We start from the raw sequence: 15,661 nt of genomic DNA, 5'->3' as shown, positions 1-15,661 counted from the left end.
GGATGCGGATGTTGGGGACGTTGTGGACGTTATGGAAGGATCTCAAGAAGTACAAATTTATTTATTTCATCGCTTTGCCGGGATTGTTGTACTATGCCATCTATGAATACTGGCCTATGTATGGTGCATCGATAGCGTTCAAGCAATTTATTCCGATCAAAGGGATATCCGGCAGTCCGTGGGTCGGTTTTGATCATTTTATCGATTTTTTTAACAGCTACTATTTTTACAGAATTTTAACGAATACGCTGTTAATCAGTTTTTACTCGATCGTCTTCGGGTTTCCTATGCCGATCATTTTGGCCCTGTTGCTGAATGAGCTGCGCAACAAATATTTTAAGGGTACAGTGCAAACGATCACCTATTTGCCTCACTTTATTTCAGTCGTCATCATAAGCGGTCTATTAATCGAATTTACAGCAAAAAGCGGTTTGTTCAACGATGTGATCGCTCTATTTGGCGGCAATAGAGAAAATCTGCTGCTGCAGCCCGGTTTGTTCCGAACGATCTTTGTCGGTTCGGGCATCTGGCAAGAGCTTGGCTGGAGCTCGATTATTTATTTGGCCGCGTTGTCGGGCATATCGCCTGAATTGTATGAGGCGGCCAAAATAGACGGCGCAGGCAGATGGAAGCAGATGCTCCATGTCACGTTGCCGGGCATTAAGACGACCATTGTCATTCTGCTTATTTTGCGGTTGGGGCAGGTGATGAATGTCGGGTTTGAAAAAATTATTTTGCTGTACAATCCGGCAACCTTCGAAACGGCCGATGTGATTTCCTCGTTTGTATACCGGAAAGGATTGCTGGAGACGAATTATAGTTATAGCGCTGCTGTAGGGCTATTTAATTCTGTTATTAATCTCATTATCTTACTTGGAGCCAACCGTTTTAGCAGAAAAATGTCCGGCTCCGGCCTGTTTTAGAAGGGAGAAGCCTATGAAAGAGCTGCGGTCGCCGGGCAGTATTATTTTTGACGCGCTAAACATCCTATTCATGATCTTTTTGATGGGAATTACGCTATACCCGTTTCTTTATGTCGCGATGGCTTCGGTCAGCGAGCCGGACTTGTTAAGAAGCTTCGAGGGATTGCTATATAAGCCGTTGGGCCTACAATTCGACGCTTATAAAGCGGTCTTGTCGAACGCATTGATGATTACAGGTTATAGAAATACGATTATGTATGCCGTGGGCGGAACAGCACTGAATGTGATGCTGACCTCGATGCTGGGCTACGCGTTATCGCGCCGCGGCCCGCGTTTAATGCCATTTTTTATGATGGCGATCGTCTTTACCATGTTCTTTAACGGTGGCTTGATTCCTACGTATTTCGTGATGAAACAGCTTGGACTGGTAAACTCATGGTTTGCGGTCATTGTTCCCGGGCTTGTCGGCACTTATAATTTAATCATTATGCGGACGCATTTTCAGGGGATGCCGGTGGAGCTGGAGGAGTCTGCGAAGATGGACGGGGCAAATGATATGACCGTATTTTTTAAAATTATGATGCCATTGTCGATGCCGATTATCGCCGTTATGATTTTGTATTACGGGGTTGGCCATTGGAACTCGTGGTTTAATGCGGCCATTTATTTAAATGATGCGGAGAAATTTCCGCTTCAGCTGGTGCTGCGCAATATTTTGACGATGAATGCTACAGATGACAGCTTGATCGGGCTGGGCTCCCGCAAGGGACAGGATATGAATGAAATCGTGAAGTATGCTTGCATTATGGTTTCGATTATTCCGATTATTACGGTTTATCCTTTTTTGCAAAAGTATTTTGCAAAGGGCGTCATGATTGGCGCGATCAAAGGTTAATAACAATGACGGAGGGGTTAATCTATGAATAGAAAAATGAAAACAGTTCAAGGCGCTATGAGTGCTGTGTTATTCGCCAGTTTGCTTGCGGGCTGCGGCGGCAGCAACGGCGGCGGAGCCAATAGTTCGGGGAACGGGGATAGCAAACCGGCAAACGCCGATTCAGGCAATACAGGCAAAGAGAATGTGAAAATTACGTGGTATCAAACGAATTTTGCCGGGGCAGAGCTGAAAACGATGGGAGAAGCCCGCGGCTTCCAAGAGATTGCCAAGAAGACGGGGGTCGATGTTGAATGGCTTCACCCTGCAACCAATGATCAAGTAAATATTATGCTGGCTTCCGGCGAGTTCCCGGATGTACTGTTCTGGAGCCTTTCTTCGATTCCGCGCGGCTTGCGGGGCCTGGTCGATGACGGGATTGCGATCAAATTGAACGATTTGATTGACGAATATGCGCCAAACTATAAAAAACAACTGGAGAAATATCCGGAAATTAAAAAATATACGATGCTGGACGATGGTACAATCGGCGCCTTTTATCAGCTTGATCCGGATCCGCGGCGGCTGTCCTACAACGGATTCATGTTAAGAAAAGATTGGCTGGATAAATTGGGGCTTCAGCCGCCGACAACGATAGATGAATGGTATACCGTATTGAAAGCGTTTAAAGAGAAAGACCCGAACGGCAATGGCAAGGCCGATGAAATTCCATATATTCTGGCGAAGGCGCCGGGTGGAAGCCCGTTAGGCGGCGAAGCGCAAGGATTGACTGAGTTTGCTGCGGCATGGGGGGTGCTGGACGGTTTCTATAATGATCCGGCAACCGGCAAATTGCAGTATGGAGCGCTGCAGCCGCAGTTTAAAGATTTCCTGACAACGATGAACCAATGGTACAAAGAAGGTCTTATTGATTCAGAGTACGCTTCCACGGATGGAAAAGGGAGAGATACCAAGCTGCAAAGCAATCTGGGAGGAGCGACTTTTGGCTACATCGGAAGCGGCATGGGCAATAACATTAAAGCTGCACGTGTCAGCAATCCGGAATTTTCCCTGATTGGCGTAGCGCCGCCGGTTGGTCCGGCAGGCAAGCCTTATAGCTTCCCGCCGGAAATGCTGCAAAAAACAGGTTGGGCGGCCATCATTACCAAAAATAACAAAAACCCGATTGAAACGGTGAAGATGATTGATTACTTTTATTCCGAAGAGGGACAAACGTATTTGAACTGGGGCGTAGAAGGGGAAAGCTATGAAGTTGTCGACGGGCAAAAGCGGTTTTTGCCTGAAATTACGGATAACAAGGAAGGCAAGTCTCCAAGCCAGGCAATTGCCCACTATGCGTTTCCAATCAACGGCTTTACCAAAGTAATGGATTTTGAACCGTTTAAACAAATTAACTTGTCGCTTCCGGAACAGCAGGAAACAGCCGAGAAATGGGCAAGCGGCGATACGAGCTTGAATACGCCGACAGATCTTTCTTATACCACGGAAGAAGCGTCGCAGTTGATGGCCATTATGAATGATATTAACACGTATAAAAATGAAATGATCTTGAAATTTATTATGGGCGTTGAGCCGCTGAGCAAGTATGACGATTTTACAAAACGCCTGTCCGATATGGGGATTGAAAAAGCGCAAAAGATCTACCAGGACGCCTTGGATCGTTTTAATTCCCGCAGTTAGTGCCATGACCGGACCTCACCGGACCGGACCTGATCGGGTCCGGTCCGTGTCCGTTATATCGATGGGGGTGAACACATGAATGATAAGCTATGGTACAGCAAGCCGGCAAGCAATTGGCTGGAAGCGCTGCCGGTTGGCAATGGCAAGCTTGGCGCGATGGTCTTTGGCTATGCAATGGAGGAACGCCTTCAATTAAATGAGGATTCAGTCTGGCACGGCGGTGTGCAGAAACGTGAAAACCCTGATGCCAGCGCACATTTAGCCGAAATTAGACGGTTGTTATTTGCCGGAGAACCGAATCGGGCAGAACGTTTAGCCAAGCTTTCCCTAACTTCAACACCGCATTTTTTTGGAACCTATCAGCCTCTGGGAGAAATGAAGCTGCAGTTCGGCGGTTTGCAGCAGCCAATTGAGCATTACACAAGAGAGCTGGATTTACAGCAGGCAATCGCTTCTGTCAGCTTCCAAAGCGGCGGCATTGCATACAGCAGAGAAATATTTGCGAGCGCTCCCGATCAGGCGATTATTATTCGGCTGACTGCGGACCGGCCAGGAGCGTTAACTGTCGATACAAGTGTGAACCGCAGGCCGTTTGAGGGAAGATGGCGCAAAGCCGGCAATGCGACAATCATTCAAGAAGGGCAATGCGGCGCAGAGGGCATCTCTTATTGCTTGGCGGTAAAAGCTGTTGCCGAGGGAGGAACCGTACAAACGATAGGAGGTTATATATCGGTTAATGAGGCGGACGCGTTGACACTTGTCGTAACGGCGCAAACCTCATTCCGGCACTCCGATCCCGAAGCTGAGGCGCTTAAGCTTGTGCATGAGGCTGCGGCCCGGGAATACAGCGATCTTCGCGAGCGCCATGTGAAAGAGCACCGTTCCTGGTATGACCGCGTTCATCTGCAGCTGGAAGACAGAGTGCCGGCGGCAGTTGATTTGACTACAGATGCTAAGCTTCAAGCTGTACGCGGGGGCGCTGAAAATCATGGGTTAGTCGAACTGTTTTTTAACTACGGCAGATATTTGTTAATCGCCAGCTCCCGTCCGGGCAGCTTGCCCGCTAATTTGCAAGGGATTTGGAATGAAAGCTATACGCCGCCGTGGGAAGCTGACTTCCATTTGAATATCAATTTGCAGATGAACTATTGGCCTGCCGAAGTATGTAATCTGGCAGCTTGCCACGAGCCGGTCTTGGATTTGTTAGAACGTCTGCAAATAAACGGCCGGCATACGGCAAAAGCTCTATACGGCGCGAGAGGCTTTGTCGCGCATCACGCCACAGATATTTGGGCAGATACGGCGATCCAAAGCAATTATAAATCAGCTGTATTTTGGCCTATGGGCGGCGCCTGGCTTGCCCTTCATGCTTGGGAGCATTTTCGGTTCGGACAAAATATAACTTTTTTGGCGGAGCGCGCCTTTCCGGTGATGAAGGAAGCGGCCGAATTCTTTTTTGATTTTCTGGTGGAGGATGATCGGGGGAGACTTGTCACTGCCCCTTCGCTTTCGCCGGAAAACAGCTACCGGCTGCCGAATGGAAATATCGGACATCTTTGCATAGGACCTTCAATGGATGCCCAAATCATCCATGCGCTAATAAGTGCTTGTGTTGAAGCATTTGAGCTATTGCGTCAGGAAGATAAGCGTATTGCCAGTGAACGGGATGAGGCATTTCTTGATCAAGCCAAAAAGGTGCTTGGCAAGCTTCCGCCTCCGCAGATTGGCAAACATGGCCAATTGCTGGAATGGTCAGAGGAGTATGAGGAGCCGGAACCGGGACACCGTCATACTTCGCACTTATTTGCTCTTTTTCCTGGGGAACAGATTTCGCCGCTGGCAACGCCTGAACTCGCTGCTGCAGCGCGCAAAACTTTAGACCGCAGATTGGAGCATGGCGGCGGGCATACGGGCTGGAGCCGTGCTTGGATGATTAACTTCTGGGCCAGATTGTATGACCATGAACGGGCATATGCAGATTTGCTTACTTTAATCCGCAAATCAACGCATCCCAACCTGCTTGGCGATCATCCGCCGTTTCAGATTGACGGCAATTTCGGCGGCACTGCGGCCATTGCCGAAATGCTGCTGCAATCCCATCAGCGGGAGCTTCATCTCCTGCCTGCCTTGCCCCAGGCTTGGGAAAATGGGCAAGTATCCGGCCTGCGGGGAAGGGGCGGCTTCGAAGTCGGGATGAGATGGCGGAACGGCGAGCTGCGCGAAGCTGTGATTATCGCTTCTAAGGGAGGCAGCTGTACGGTGCGAAGCTCGAGCAAGCTGAACGTATATCAAATAAAAGCATCAACGAAGCTTGAAACAGAAACCTCCCGCATTGCAAGTGTTCTAGCAGCTATGCAGGAACAAGCCGAATTTGCTGATTCTATAGTGGAAGCGTCTGAGGGAATTGCAGTAGATATTGCAGCACCAGTTGCTTCTTCTGACAGCGGTGGCCGAGTGTACAGTGACCAATCAATAGCGCTCACGTTTGAAGCAAAACCAAACTATATCTATTTATTGAAGAAAGCCTCTTGGCAGATGAACAAACGCTAACGGATGTCACGGCCGCTAATTTCGAAAATTTGGCCGATTTGAAATTGTAACGGAACTGTGCGCCGCTAATTGATGTTTAGGAGCACGATTTCGCCCAAAAACGTCCAATTAAGATCGCCCACATCCGTTAGATTTCAAAAAGGAAGATAATTGGCGAAATAATGTCTGTCGCTTCCGTAAGGTGAAACCGCTTGGCAGCTCTTACCCTCCTTCAGGGCTTAGCCCCTGATCTCCGGCAATGCATGGCATGCTATTAGAGCAAGAAACTTGGCGATAGTACGAAGGACGGCGTTGGCCGTTTTTTTGTCTATGAGACTAGGGGCCGCACCTTATGGATTCAGCCGCTTCCGGTATTCTCGCGGACTGCAGCCATAATAGCCCTTGAAGCGCTTGCTAAAATAATAAGCATCGGGAAAACCGGCCTGCTCCGCGGCTTCGCGAATCGATAATCCCGGCTGCTGCAGCAGGACCGCTGCCCGTTGCAAACGAAAATTGTTCATTCGCTCCACGATCGTCATGCCTGTCGATTGCTTGAACAGCCGCGACAAATGCCCATAGCTCATATGCAGGCTGGCAGCCAGCGATTTGACATCGAGCCGGTTGCCTTGCAAATCCTGCAGATGAACTTCGATTTTGCGCAGGAGCCGGTCCGCCCCTTCATGCTCAGTAGCGATGACGGCTTGATCGGGCTTTTGCACAAGAGTCAAAGCATCGAGTATGCGCAGCAGCATGAGACGGAGGGAGAAGACGGAAGCGCCTGCCTCGGCTTCGCGGAAAAGCTGGAGCAGCATATCGCCAATCCGGTAACGGTCACTATAGCTGCCGGGCGACCAGTTTGCCAAGCTGTCTAACCGTGCAAATAATGAACCGTCTTCAGGAAGGTTGTCTCCATGAGCCTGCCGGATCCGCCAGCGGATACAGATCCCTTCATGCGGAGCGGCGGGATTATAGGTATGGGCATGTACGGTTCCTGGCGGAATAAGAAAAAACTGATTGGTGCCGACACAGACGGTCTGATCGCCGAATATCGTTCTCATCTCGCCGGCGAGAACGTAGTTGAACTCATACCAGGCGTGGAGATGAGGGGGGCATTTTGTAGCATTGCCGATTTGTTCGAAAATGATATCGATCCATTCAATAATAACATCATCGACTTGGATGACACCGCATATTTTGTTGAAGAAAGGCGGTAAAGTTGTTTTCCAATACGGAATATCCGTCATCTGTCCTCACCTTTGCTTTCAGAAGGTAATATTCATCATCATATCATAATTGGACAAAAAGTGGTGAGAATCAGCAATTTACTTCCATCCCGTATTTTTGGACAATACAGCTAAGAGGAGTCAAGTTTCACAATACCTTGACGGTTGTAAATCGATGATGAAAGGATGGCATGGTGATGAAAAGATTGCATTTGTTGAGCAATGCTCATCTTGATCCTGTGTGGCAGTGGGAGTGGGAAGAAGGGGCGGCGGCGGCTGTGTCTACCTTCCGGGCGGCGGCGGATTTTTGCGAGGAATATGACGGTTATATATTTAACCATAATGAAGCGATTTTGTACAAATGGATTGAGGAATACGAACCGGCGTTGTTTACCCGGATTCAGGGGCTGGTACGCGCAGGCAAGTGGCACATCATGGGCGGCTGGTATTTGCAGCCGGATTGCAACATGCCTTCCGGTGAATCCTTCGTACGGCAAATTGCTGCCGGCCGGAACTATTTTCGCGAGAAGTTCGGCGCTGAGCCGCGTACGGCTATTAATTTCGATTCCTTCGGACATACGCGAGGGCTTGTGCAAATTATGCGGCTCGCCGGCTATGATTCTTATATTTTTATGCGTCCGGAATCACTTGAAGGGCTGCCGGCGGACGATTTTTTGTGGCAGGGTTTTAATGGAACGGAAATTGCCGTCCATAAAATCAGCGGCGGCTACAACTCTCAGCTCGGCAAATCGCATGAAAAAATCCGGGCCTGGATTGAAGAGCATCCTGCTGAAGAGGTTGGCCTGATTCTATGGGGTGTAGGCAATCATGGCGGCGGCCCGTCCCGCTATGATCTTGATCGTATTGCCGAGTTGATGCAGGAGCCGCATGGCTGGGAGATCGTGCACGCTACACCGGAGCAATATTTTGACGATTTGCAGCAGCGGAAGAAGCTGCCTAGTTATGAGCGGGATTTGCAGCCGCGCTTTGTCGGCTGCTATACCTCGATGATCCGCATTAAGCAGAAGCACCGCCGGCTGGAAAATGAACTGTTTATGACGGAAAAAATGCTGAGTGCTGCAGCGCTGCAGAGCGGGCTAGCTTATCCGCGCGCCGAGCTGCAGGAAGCGCAGCAGGATTTGCTGACAGGCCAGTTCCATGATATTTTGCCCGGCTCATCTGTACAAGCCGCCGAGGAAGCATCCTTGCGCTTATTCGACCATGGTCTGGAGATTTTGTCGCGCCTAAAGGCCCGTGCTTTCTTTGCGCTCGCTGCCGGACAGCCGAAGGCGCCGCTTGGCGAATACCCGGTGTTAGTTTACAATCCGCACCCTTATCCGGTTAAAACAACGGTTGAATGCGAATTTATGCTGGAGGATCAGAACTGGGCAGAGCAGTTTTCTATGCCTGCAGCTTATCAGGAAGGACGGCGTTTGCCATCTCAGCCAGAAAAAGAAGCGAGCAATTTGAATCTGGACTGGCGAAAGCGAATTATCTTTGAGGCGGAGCTGGCGCCGATGGCGATGAATCGTTTTGATTGCCGGATCGAGATGCTGGAGGCTAAACCTGCTCCAGCGTTGCAAAGTGAAGCGGGCAGCTTTTTGTTTGAGACGGAAGAATTGCGTGTGCGCATTAATGCCCTCACTGGCCGAATGGATGAGTATACGGTTCATGGTATATCCTACTTAAAGCCTGATTCTTTCGCATCATTAATCATGGAAGATAATGAGGACCCATGGAGGATGGACACGGACTGTTTCCCGAATATAGTGGGACGATTTGAGTTGATGGAAGCGGAGCAAGGAACGTCCTTCTCGGGGGTCAAGCACACGGTGTTACCTTCCGTCCGCGTTATTGAGGACGGCGAGGTGCGAACCGTCATTGAGGCGGTGTTCCGATACCAGGATTCCTTTCTCTGTCAGACCTATAAGCTGCCGAAACGAGGGACTGAAATCGAGGTGCAGGTGAAGGTATATTGGAACGAGAAGGATCGGATGCTGAAGCTGTCCATTCCAACCGTCATACCGCAGGGGGCGTATCGGGGGCAGACCGCGTACGGGATTAGCGAGCTGGCTGCGAATGGGCAAGAGTGCGTAGCGCAGCGATGGGTGGCGCTTGAATCGGCTGCAGCCGATATGGCGGTCACATGTATAAACAATGGCCAGTATGGCTCCGACTGTCAAAATGGAGAGATTCGTTTGTCGCTGCTGCGCAGTGCGGGATACTGTGCCCACCCGATTTTGGATCGGCCGATCGTCGTGCAGGATCGCTTTTTGCCGCGGATTGACCAAGGGGAGCGGAACTTTACCTTCTGGCTCAACGCTGGAACTGTATCGGCGCGGCGTGAAGCGATTGACCGCGAGGCGACGGTTCATAATGAGCAGCCGTTTGCCCTCTCCTTCTTCCCGCATGGAGGCGGTAAAGCTGTAGGTACAGCGCTTGAACTGGATGATCAGGTCATTCAAATGACGGCTTTCAAGCAGTTGGAACAAGGAGACGGCTACGCAATCCGTTTGTTCGAGCCAACGGGTATAGGCAGAACGACAACAGTGCGAATCCCGGCGCTGCAAATTGAACAGCAAGTCGAGCTGCAGGGCTTCGAAATCAAAACGCTGAAGCTGGACCTTAAGGCCGGCAAACTTACAGCAACAACATTGTTAGAGGCTTAATATACAACAAGGCAGGGGTATACAAAGTAACAATGTATACGCTTGCTTTTTTTGTTTATTTGCGACTGGAAAGTGGTTCTTACGAACTATATGTTATTAATTGGATTTATTAAATGAAAAAATTCTAATAAACACAGAAAAGGGCCTATTACCTGACTATTCAGGACTAAATACTCTGTTGCCGCTCCATCGAGATTGGCTATCCTTGTAGGTAGTTCAAATTTTGGGAGGACAATTAAGTGAAGAAGTGGACAGTACTATTTTTGACAGTTGTGATGGTTATTAGCTTGGCAGCTTGCGGTTCGAAGGAGAAAGACGGCGCTAACGGCGGCAACAGCAAGCCGGAGCAAACGACGAATAAAGGCGCAGGCGGCAACACAACTGGCAACTCTGAAAAACAAACAAACGCTGGAAATAAAGAAGCAACAGGTGCGGTTCCAACTGTTGAAGAGCTGATCGAAAAAACAGCAAAAGCTGGCGCTGAGTTGAAAAGCTTCTCGATGGATTCCACAGTGAACCAAAACATCGTGGTTGAGCAAGGCGGTCAAAAGCAAGAGCAAAAAGTTGACATGAAGATGAAATCGGATTTCGTTAAAGAGCCATTGCAAATGTTCCAAGAAATCCAAATGGCTACACCGCAAGGCGACCAAACTATCAAGCAATATATTACCGAAGACGGCATCTTTACTGAAACTAACGGTGCATGGGTGAAGCTTCCAAATGAAATGAAGGATCAAATGATTGCTTCAATGCAAGCGTCCATGGAGCCAGAAAAACAGCTGGAACAATTCAAATCGATCGCAAACGATACAAAAATCGTTGAAGAAGGCGACAATTACGTATTGACGGCTGAGCTGTCCGGCGACAATGTGAAAGAACTCGCTAAAGAGCTGATGGGCCAAACCGGTGGAGCTAATGAGCAAGTTGCGGCTATGATGGAGTCGATGAACATCAAGAGTATCAAAATCGTGAGCGGCGTGAATAAAGAAACGTTCTTGCCAACGCGTTCCGATGTCAACATGTCCATGGAAATGGAGCAGGAAGGTCAAAAAGTTACCCTCGACATGGTAATGACAAGCGCGATCTCCAAACATAACGAAGTAGCAGAAATCAAGGTTCCAAAAGAAGCATTGGACGCTCCTGCTGCTCAATAATTCAATAGTTGTTCCCAACGTCAAAGTTCTATTTTATAGAGCTTTGACGTTTTTTTGCTGTCAGATGATCGAGTCAATTATAATAGTATTAAAGAAACAAGGGAGGGAGTAAAGTGCCGCTATATTTTCGCGATAATTTTTTTAGTGCAGGTGTCACAGAGATTATGAATGAGCAAGGGGAGCGAATCGGGGAAGTTGATCTGAAAACCATGTTCGGCTCATCACTTGATATCCGTGAGTTAGACGGTAAACTAGTTTGTCATGGATCTTTTCGTTTCTTCTCGAACAAATGGGAAGTTACGGATGGCGGGGAGCGATTGCTTGGTGTCCTTCGTGCGCGTATGGCGATGTTCTCCAAAAAGTTTGAATATGCGTCAGAAAATAATCAAACCTACTATATAAATTCTCCGGCCTTTTCTAAAGCCTATGAAATTAAGGATCATCAGGAGCAAATTGTGGCGGCCTTTGAGCGTACCAGCAATTGGCTGATGCCGAGCGCATTTCGGCTGGATAATATCACTCATGCGTTGGACGACTATGAGTTAATTGCCGTTGTATTGGGCGTTAATGCGATTCACAAAAGGCATAATGATGCAGCAGCAGGCAGCCATTAGTGAACTGCCTGCTGTTGCATGCTTGTTGCATGCTTGACGTATTACTTCACGCTCATAACTTTGCCTTTCGTCATATCTACCAGCTCATCGGGCGTAAGCTCGAATACCGCTTTAGGGTGACCGGCTGCAGCCCATAATGTCGTAAATTGCAGCAAATCCTCATCAATGATCGTGACTGGTGGCTTTACATGGCCAACAGGGGCTACCCCGCCGATGACATACCCGGTATGCTCGCGGACGAAGTCGGCGTCAGCCTTGCCGAACTTTTCGCCCAGCTGCTCTGCAAGCGCCTTTTCATTAACGCGGTTGATCCCGCTTGTAACGACGAGGAGCGATTGGCCGCTGCTTTTGATCCGGAAAATAATTGATTTGGCAATTTGGGCTACTTCACAGCCAATGGCATCTGCCGCCTCTTGTGCGGTGCGTGCGCTGTCCGGCAGCTCGACAACTTTATTGTGGTACCCAAGCGATTGCAGGTGATCTTGAAATTTTTGTGCAGATTCTTTCAGTGACGTTGTCATAGTGGTGATTCCTCCAAATACTAATCTTCAGCATAATGCATTGTTACTTGAATGATCGTATCCGCATCAGACGGATTCAAGTAGCGATGCGGCACATTGGCCGCGAAGCGGATTGCGCTTCCTTCTTCTAATACATACAGCTCATCTCTTACTTGCATATGGAACGTTCCCGAGACAACAACGATATATTCCTGTACGCCATCATTGTGCGGTGACGACAAATAATTGCCCGACGGCTGCAGCACAATCGTAAATATTTCAATCCGCGTTTGCGGATCGAAGGGAAACAGCATATACACTCTGCATTTGCCGTCATCCTCGGTCACATGAGGAACAGGGCTGCGTCTCGCAATCGATACGGTCGTCTCGTCATCCTTCAATAGCGCGGAAAAGGAAGTATTGAGCCCTGTGGCAATTTTCCAAACTGTCGTTATCGTTGGCTGGGTATCGCCTCGCTCAATTTGATGCAGCATCCCTTTGCTTACCCCTGTCAGTTCGGCTGCCTTATCCAGACTCAAACCTCTTTGCTTGCGCAGACGATGTAGGTTTTGTCCGATTCGGACATGAATGGCGTCGTGTACGACGACCAGCTCCTTTCACTATCTTGTATAGTATATTATACAATTATAATTGAGTATAATACAAGCTTGGTGTTTGATGGGCTGCCGATGAGGGGGAGGTGTCAGAATGTTGTACAAAATACAACATTTCAGCCAGGATCTTGCCGTATTTTGCAAAAATGTTGTACATTATGCAATAACCATCCCCATTTCGCCCCCTTAGAGAAGCAGATTGTTGTATTTCGTACAACAATTCGGGGAATCCTTGCTTCCCACGATAAATTTGTTGCACAAGCTGCAACATTGGGATGGTTGTTTCCTTCGCCGGACCATGGCGTAAGAGTTATTGGTCTCAAATCTATGGGGAAATCAGAAGGATGTGATATCGAGTGGATTTGGCATATCTGGAAGAACGGCTGCGATTGTTGCAGTTGGAGTGTGAGCGGTTAAGAGAAGAAAATGACCGATTGCGAAAGCGGATATCGCAGCTGGAAGGGACTTCGAATATCCCGGCGGGCTCCTATCTTTTGGAAGAGGAAGAAATGTATTTTGATGATAGAACGCCTGAAGCAACCGATGATCGCAATGATAAAGCAGATGAGGGTGTCACCTGGCGATCCTCCTCGAGCGATAAAATTGCATTGTTTCGAAGCTTGTTTAGGGGCAGGGAAGATGTGTATCCGGTAAGATGGCAGAATAAAGCCGGAAAAGCGGGCTATTCTCCTGCATGTGACAACGAATGGACGGCAGTATGCAAGAAGCCGCAGGTTAAGTGTTCGGAATGCAAGCATCAAATGTTCCATTCAATAACAGATGAAGTGATCCACGATCACCTGGATGCATCAAAAAATCGCACGATCGGTATTTACCCTTTGCTTTCTAATGAACACTGCTATTTTATTGCACTTGATTTGGACAAGAAAGGCTGGGAGGAGGATGCGAAAGCGCTGCTCCATGCATGTGATCAATTATCGGTTCCAGCTGCGCTGGAGCGCTCCAGATCAGGAAATGGCGGACATTTATGGATTTTCTTCGAGCAAGCTCTTCCGGCAGTAACCGCAAGAAAGCTTGGTGCTGCATTAATTACCCGGGCAATGGAAGGGCGGCATCAGATGGCTCTTGATTCCTATGATCGTATGTTCCCTAATCAAGATACGCTGCCAAAGGGCGGGTTCGGGAATCTGATTGCACTGCCGCTTCAAGGTTTGCCCCGTAAACAAGGCAACAGCGTCTTTGTAAATAGCCAGTTGCTTGCTTATAAAGATCAGTGGGCCTATTTGTCCTCCATAAGAAGAATGACTTCTGATGAAGTGGAAATGATTATTCGAAATGCAGTACAGTCATCGGGTTTGTTAAACGCGGGCTTTATGATTGAAGCGGATGACGCTGTACCTTGGGAAACGCCGGAAGAGACAGATTGGTTTGCGGATATGAGGCTGGATTCGCTAAGTGTTGTTAATATCGTCCTTGCTAATATGATCTATATCGAGAAAACGGGCTTACCGGCGAAAGTGATTAATCGGCTCATACGATTGGCAGCTTTTCAAAATCCGGAATTTTATAAGGCGCAGGCGATGCGTCTCTCGACATATGGTAAACCAAGAGTGATCGGATGTGCGGATAACGATCATCCTCGCTATCTCGCTCTGCCGCGCGGATGCTACGAGCAGTTGATCGAACTTTTGAGTAAAGCTAATCTTCAATTTCAAGTAAGGGACGAACGGGTCAAGGGAAATGAAATCGATATTAGTTTCATCGGAGAGCTAACGATGCTGCAAGACACAGCAGCAAGAGCGATGCTGGCTCATGATACAGGTATTTTATCGGCAACTACGGCTTTTGGCAAAACAGTAGTAGCCTCCAGCATCATAGCAACGCGGAAAGTAAGCACTCTTATTCTTGTACATCGGCGGGAACTAATGGAGCAGTGGAAAGAACGGTTAACAGCTTTCTTGCATGTCCCTTCGCAATCAATTGGGCTGATTGGCGGGGGCAAGGACAAGAGAACGGGTAAGATTGACATTGCGGTTATGCAGAGTGTGAATGTGAAAGGGTCAGTAAAAGATTATGTCGCTGAGTATGGTCAAATTGTCGTAGATGAGTGCCATCATATTTCTGCTTTCAGCTTCGAGCAAATATTGAAGACAGTCAAGGCACGTTATGTGTTCGGTCTGACGGCTACGCCTTCCCGTAAGGATGGGCATCAACCGATTGTTCTGATGCAGTGCGGGCCTATCCGCTGCCGTATCGATGCGCGAAGTCAGGCGTTGGCGCGCCCTTTTTCACATAGGGTTAAACCCCGTTATACGACGTTCAAGCTGCCTGTAGAAAGCGGCCAAGCGACAATTCAAGAAATTTATCAGCTCTTAACGGAAGATGAAGCTAGAAATGAAATGGTATTTAATGATTTATTAACTTGTCTTGAGCAAGGGAGGTCACCTTTGCTGTTGTCTGAACGGACTTCTCATGTCGAGTATTTTGAGCAGCGGCTGAAAGGTTTTGCCAAAAATATTATTGTGCTGCGGGGCGGGATGGGCAAGAAGCAACGGGAGGCCATCAGGCAAAAAATGGCCGGTATCGGGGACGATGAAGAGTGTGTTTTCATCGCTACCGGCAAGCTTATTGGGGAAGGGTTTGATTATTCCAGACTGGATACGCTCTTCCTGGCTTTGCCAATTTCCTGGAGCGGCACGCTTCAACAGTATGTGGGGCGCCTTCATCGTCTTCATAAAGGGAAGAAGGAAGTTCAGGTATACGATTACATTGATCTGCAGGTCCCTATGTTAAACAGTATGTACAAGAAAAGAGTGAAAGGGTATAAAACAATGGGATATATAGGAGCGGAATTGTGATTTAAAGCGGGATGATAATGGGCATAGTGGGCAGTATGGTA

Annotated in this window: 11 protein-coding genes; 8 read left to right on the top strand and 3 right to left on the bottom strand. The window is 48.4% G+C overall.

Annotated features, from left to right (window positions below; translation table 11 throughout):
* Nucleotides 1–8 precede the first annotated feature (8 nt).
* The 4 genes from ACFQ0N_RS26270 to ACFQ0N_RS26255 all read left to right on the top strand — a co-directional run bounded on the left by ACFQ0N_RS26270 (nt 9) and on the right by ACFQ0N_RS26255 (nt 6,048).
* Nucleotides 9–923: an ABC transporter permease gene (locus ACFQ0N_RS26270; protein ID WP_379331938.1), complete on the top strand. Its 915-nt coding sequence runs from the start codon at nt 9–11 to the stop codon at nt 921–923.
* Nucleotides 924–936: 13 nt separating this feature from the next.
* Entirely contained in the window at nt 937–1,818 is an 882-nt protein-coding gene (locus ACFQ0N_RS26265; RefSeq protein ID WP_379331936.1) for a carbohydrate ABC transporter permease, read from the top strand.
* Nucleotides 1,819–1,842: 24 nt separating this feature from the next.
* Nucleotides 1,843–3,498, top strand: coding sequence for a type 2 periplasmic-binding domain-containing protein (locus ACFQ0N_RS26260; protein WP_379331934.1), 1,656 nt, complete (start codon nt 1,843–1,845; stop codon nt 3,496–3,498).
* 75 nt (nt 3,499–3,573) lie between these two features.
* A complete protein-coding gene (locus ACFQ0N_RS26255) occupies nt 3,574–6,048 on the top strand; it encodes a glycoside hydrolase family 95 protein (RefSeq protein ID WP_379331932.1) in 2,475 nt (824 codons plus the stop codon).
* A 329-nt stretch (nt 6,049–6,377) separates the two neighbouring features.
* Here the strand turns inward: ACFQ0N_RS26255 and ACFQ0N_RS26250 are convergent, their stop codons facing one another.
* Nucleotides 6,378–7,271, bottom strand: coding sequence for a helix-turn-helix transcriptional regulator (locus ACFQ0N_RS26250; RefSeq protein WP_379331930.1), 894 nt, complete (start codon nt 7,269–7,271; stop codon nt 6,378–6,380).
* A gap of 176 nt (nt 7,272–7,447) precedes the next feature.
* Here ACFQ0N_RS26250 and ACFQ0N_RS26245 point away from each other — a divergent pair, with 176 nt between their 5' ends.
* The 3 genes from ACFQ0N_RS26245 to ACFQ0N_RS26235 all read left to right on the top strand — a co-directional run bounded on the left by ACFQ0N_RS26245 (nt 7,448) and on the right by ACFQ0N_RS26235 (nt 11,687).
* Nucleotides 7,448–9,919, top strand: a complete 2,472-nt coding sequence (locus ACFQ0N_RS26245; protein ID WP_379331928.1) for a glycoside hydrolase family 38 N-terminal domain-containing protein — start codon at nt 7,448–7,450, stop codon at nt 9,917–9,919.
* Nucleotides 9,920–10,158: 239 nt separating this feature from the next.
* Nucleotides 10,159–11,073 carry a DUF6612 family protein gene (locus tag ACFQ0N_RS26240; protein ID WP_379331926.1) on the top strand — a complete coding sequence of 305 codons (915 nt, stop codon included), beginning with the start codon at nt 10,159–10,161 and terminating at the stop codon, nt 11,071–11,073.
* Between the two features lie 113 nt (nt 11,074–11,186).
* Entirely contained in the window at nt 11,187–11,687 is a 501-nt protein-coding gene (locus ACFQ0N_RS26235) for an LURP-one-related family protein (protein ID WP_379331924.1), read from the top strand.
* Between the two features lie 41 nt (nt 11,688–11,728).
* Here ACFQ0N_RS26235 and ACFQ0N_RS26230 read toward each other — a convergent pair whose 3' ends face one another.
* Together ACFQ0N_RS26230 and ACFQ0N_RS26225 are read right to left on the bottom strand one after the other, a co-directional pair.
* Entirely contained in the window at nt 11,729–12,208 is a 480-nt protein-coding gene (locus ACFQ0N_RS26230; RefSeq protein WP_379331922.1) for a YbaK/EbsC family protein, read from the bottom strand.
* Between the two features lie 20 nt (nt 12,209–12,228).
* Nucleotides 12,229–12,765, bottom strand: coding sequence for a helix-turn-helix domain-containing protein (locus ACFQ0N_RS26225; RefSeq protein WP_379332075.1), 537 nt, complete (start codon nt 12,763–12,765; stop codon nt 12,229–12,231).
* Between the two features lie 392 nt (nt 12,766–13,157).
* Between ACFQ0N_RS26225 and ACFQ0N_RS26220 the strand changes: the two genes are divergently transcribed.
* Nucleotides 13,158–15,620, top strand: coding sequence for a TOTE conflict system archaeo-eukaryotic primase domain-containing protein (locus tag ACFQ0N_RS26220; RefSeq protein WP_379331920.1), 2,463 nt, complete (start codon nt 13,158–13,160; stop codon nt 15,618–15,620).
* The last annotated feature ends 41 nt before the right edge of the window (nt 15,621–15,661 follow it).

Origin of the sequence: Paenibacillus sp. GCM10027626, assembly GCF_042676285.1 — a bacterium.
GTDB lineage: Bacteria > Bacillota > Bacilli > Paenibacillales > Paenibacillaceae > Paenibacillus_Z.
This window is presented reverse-complemented; position numbering and strand designations above follow the sequence as displayed.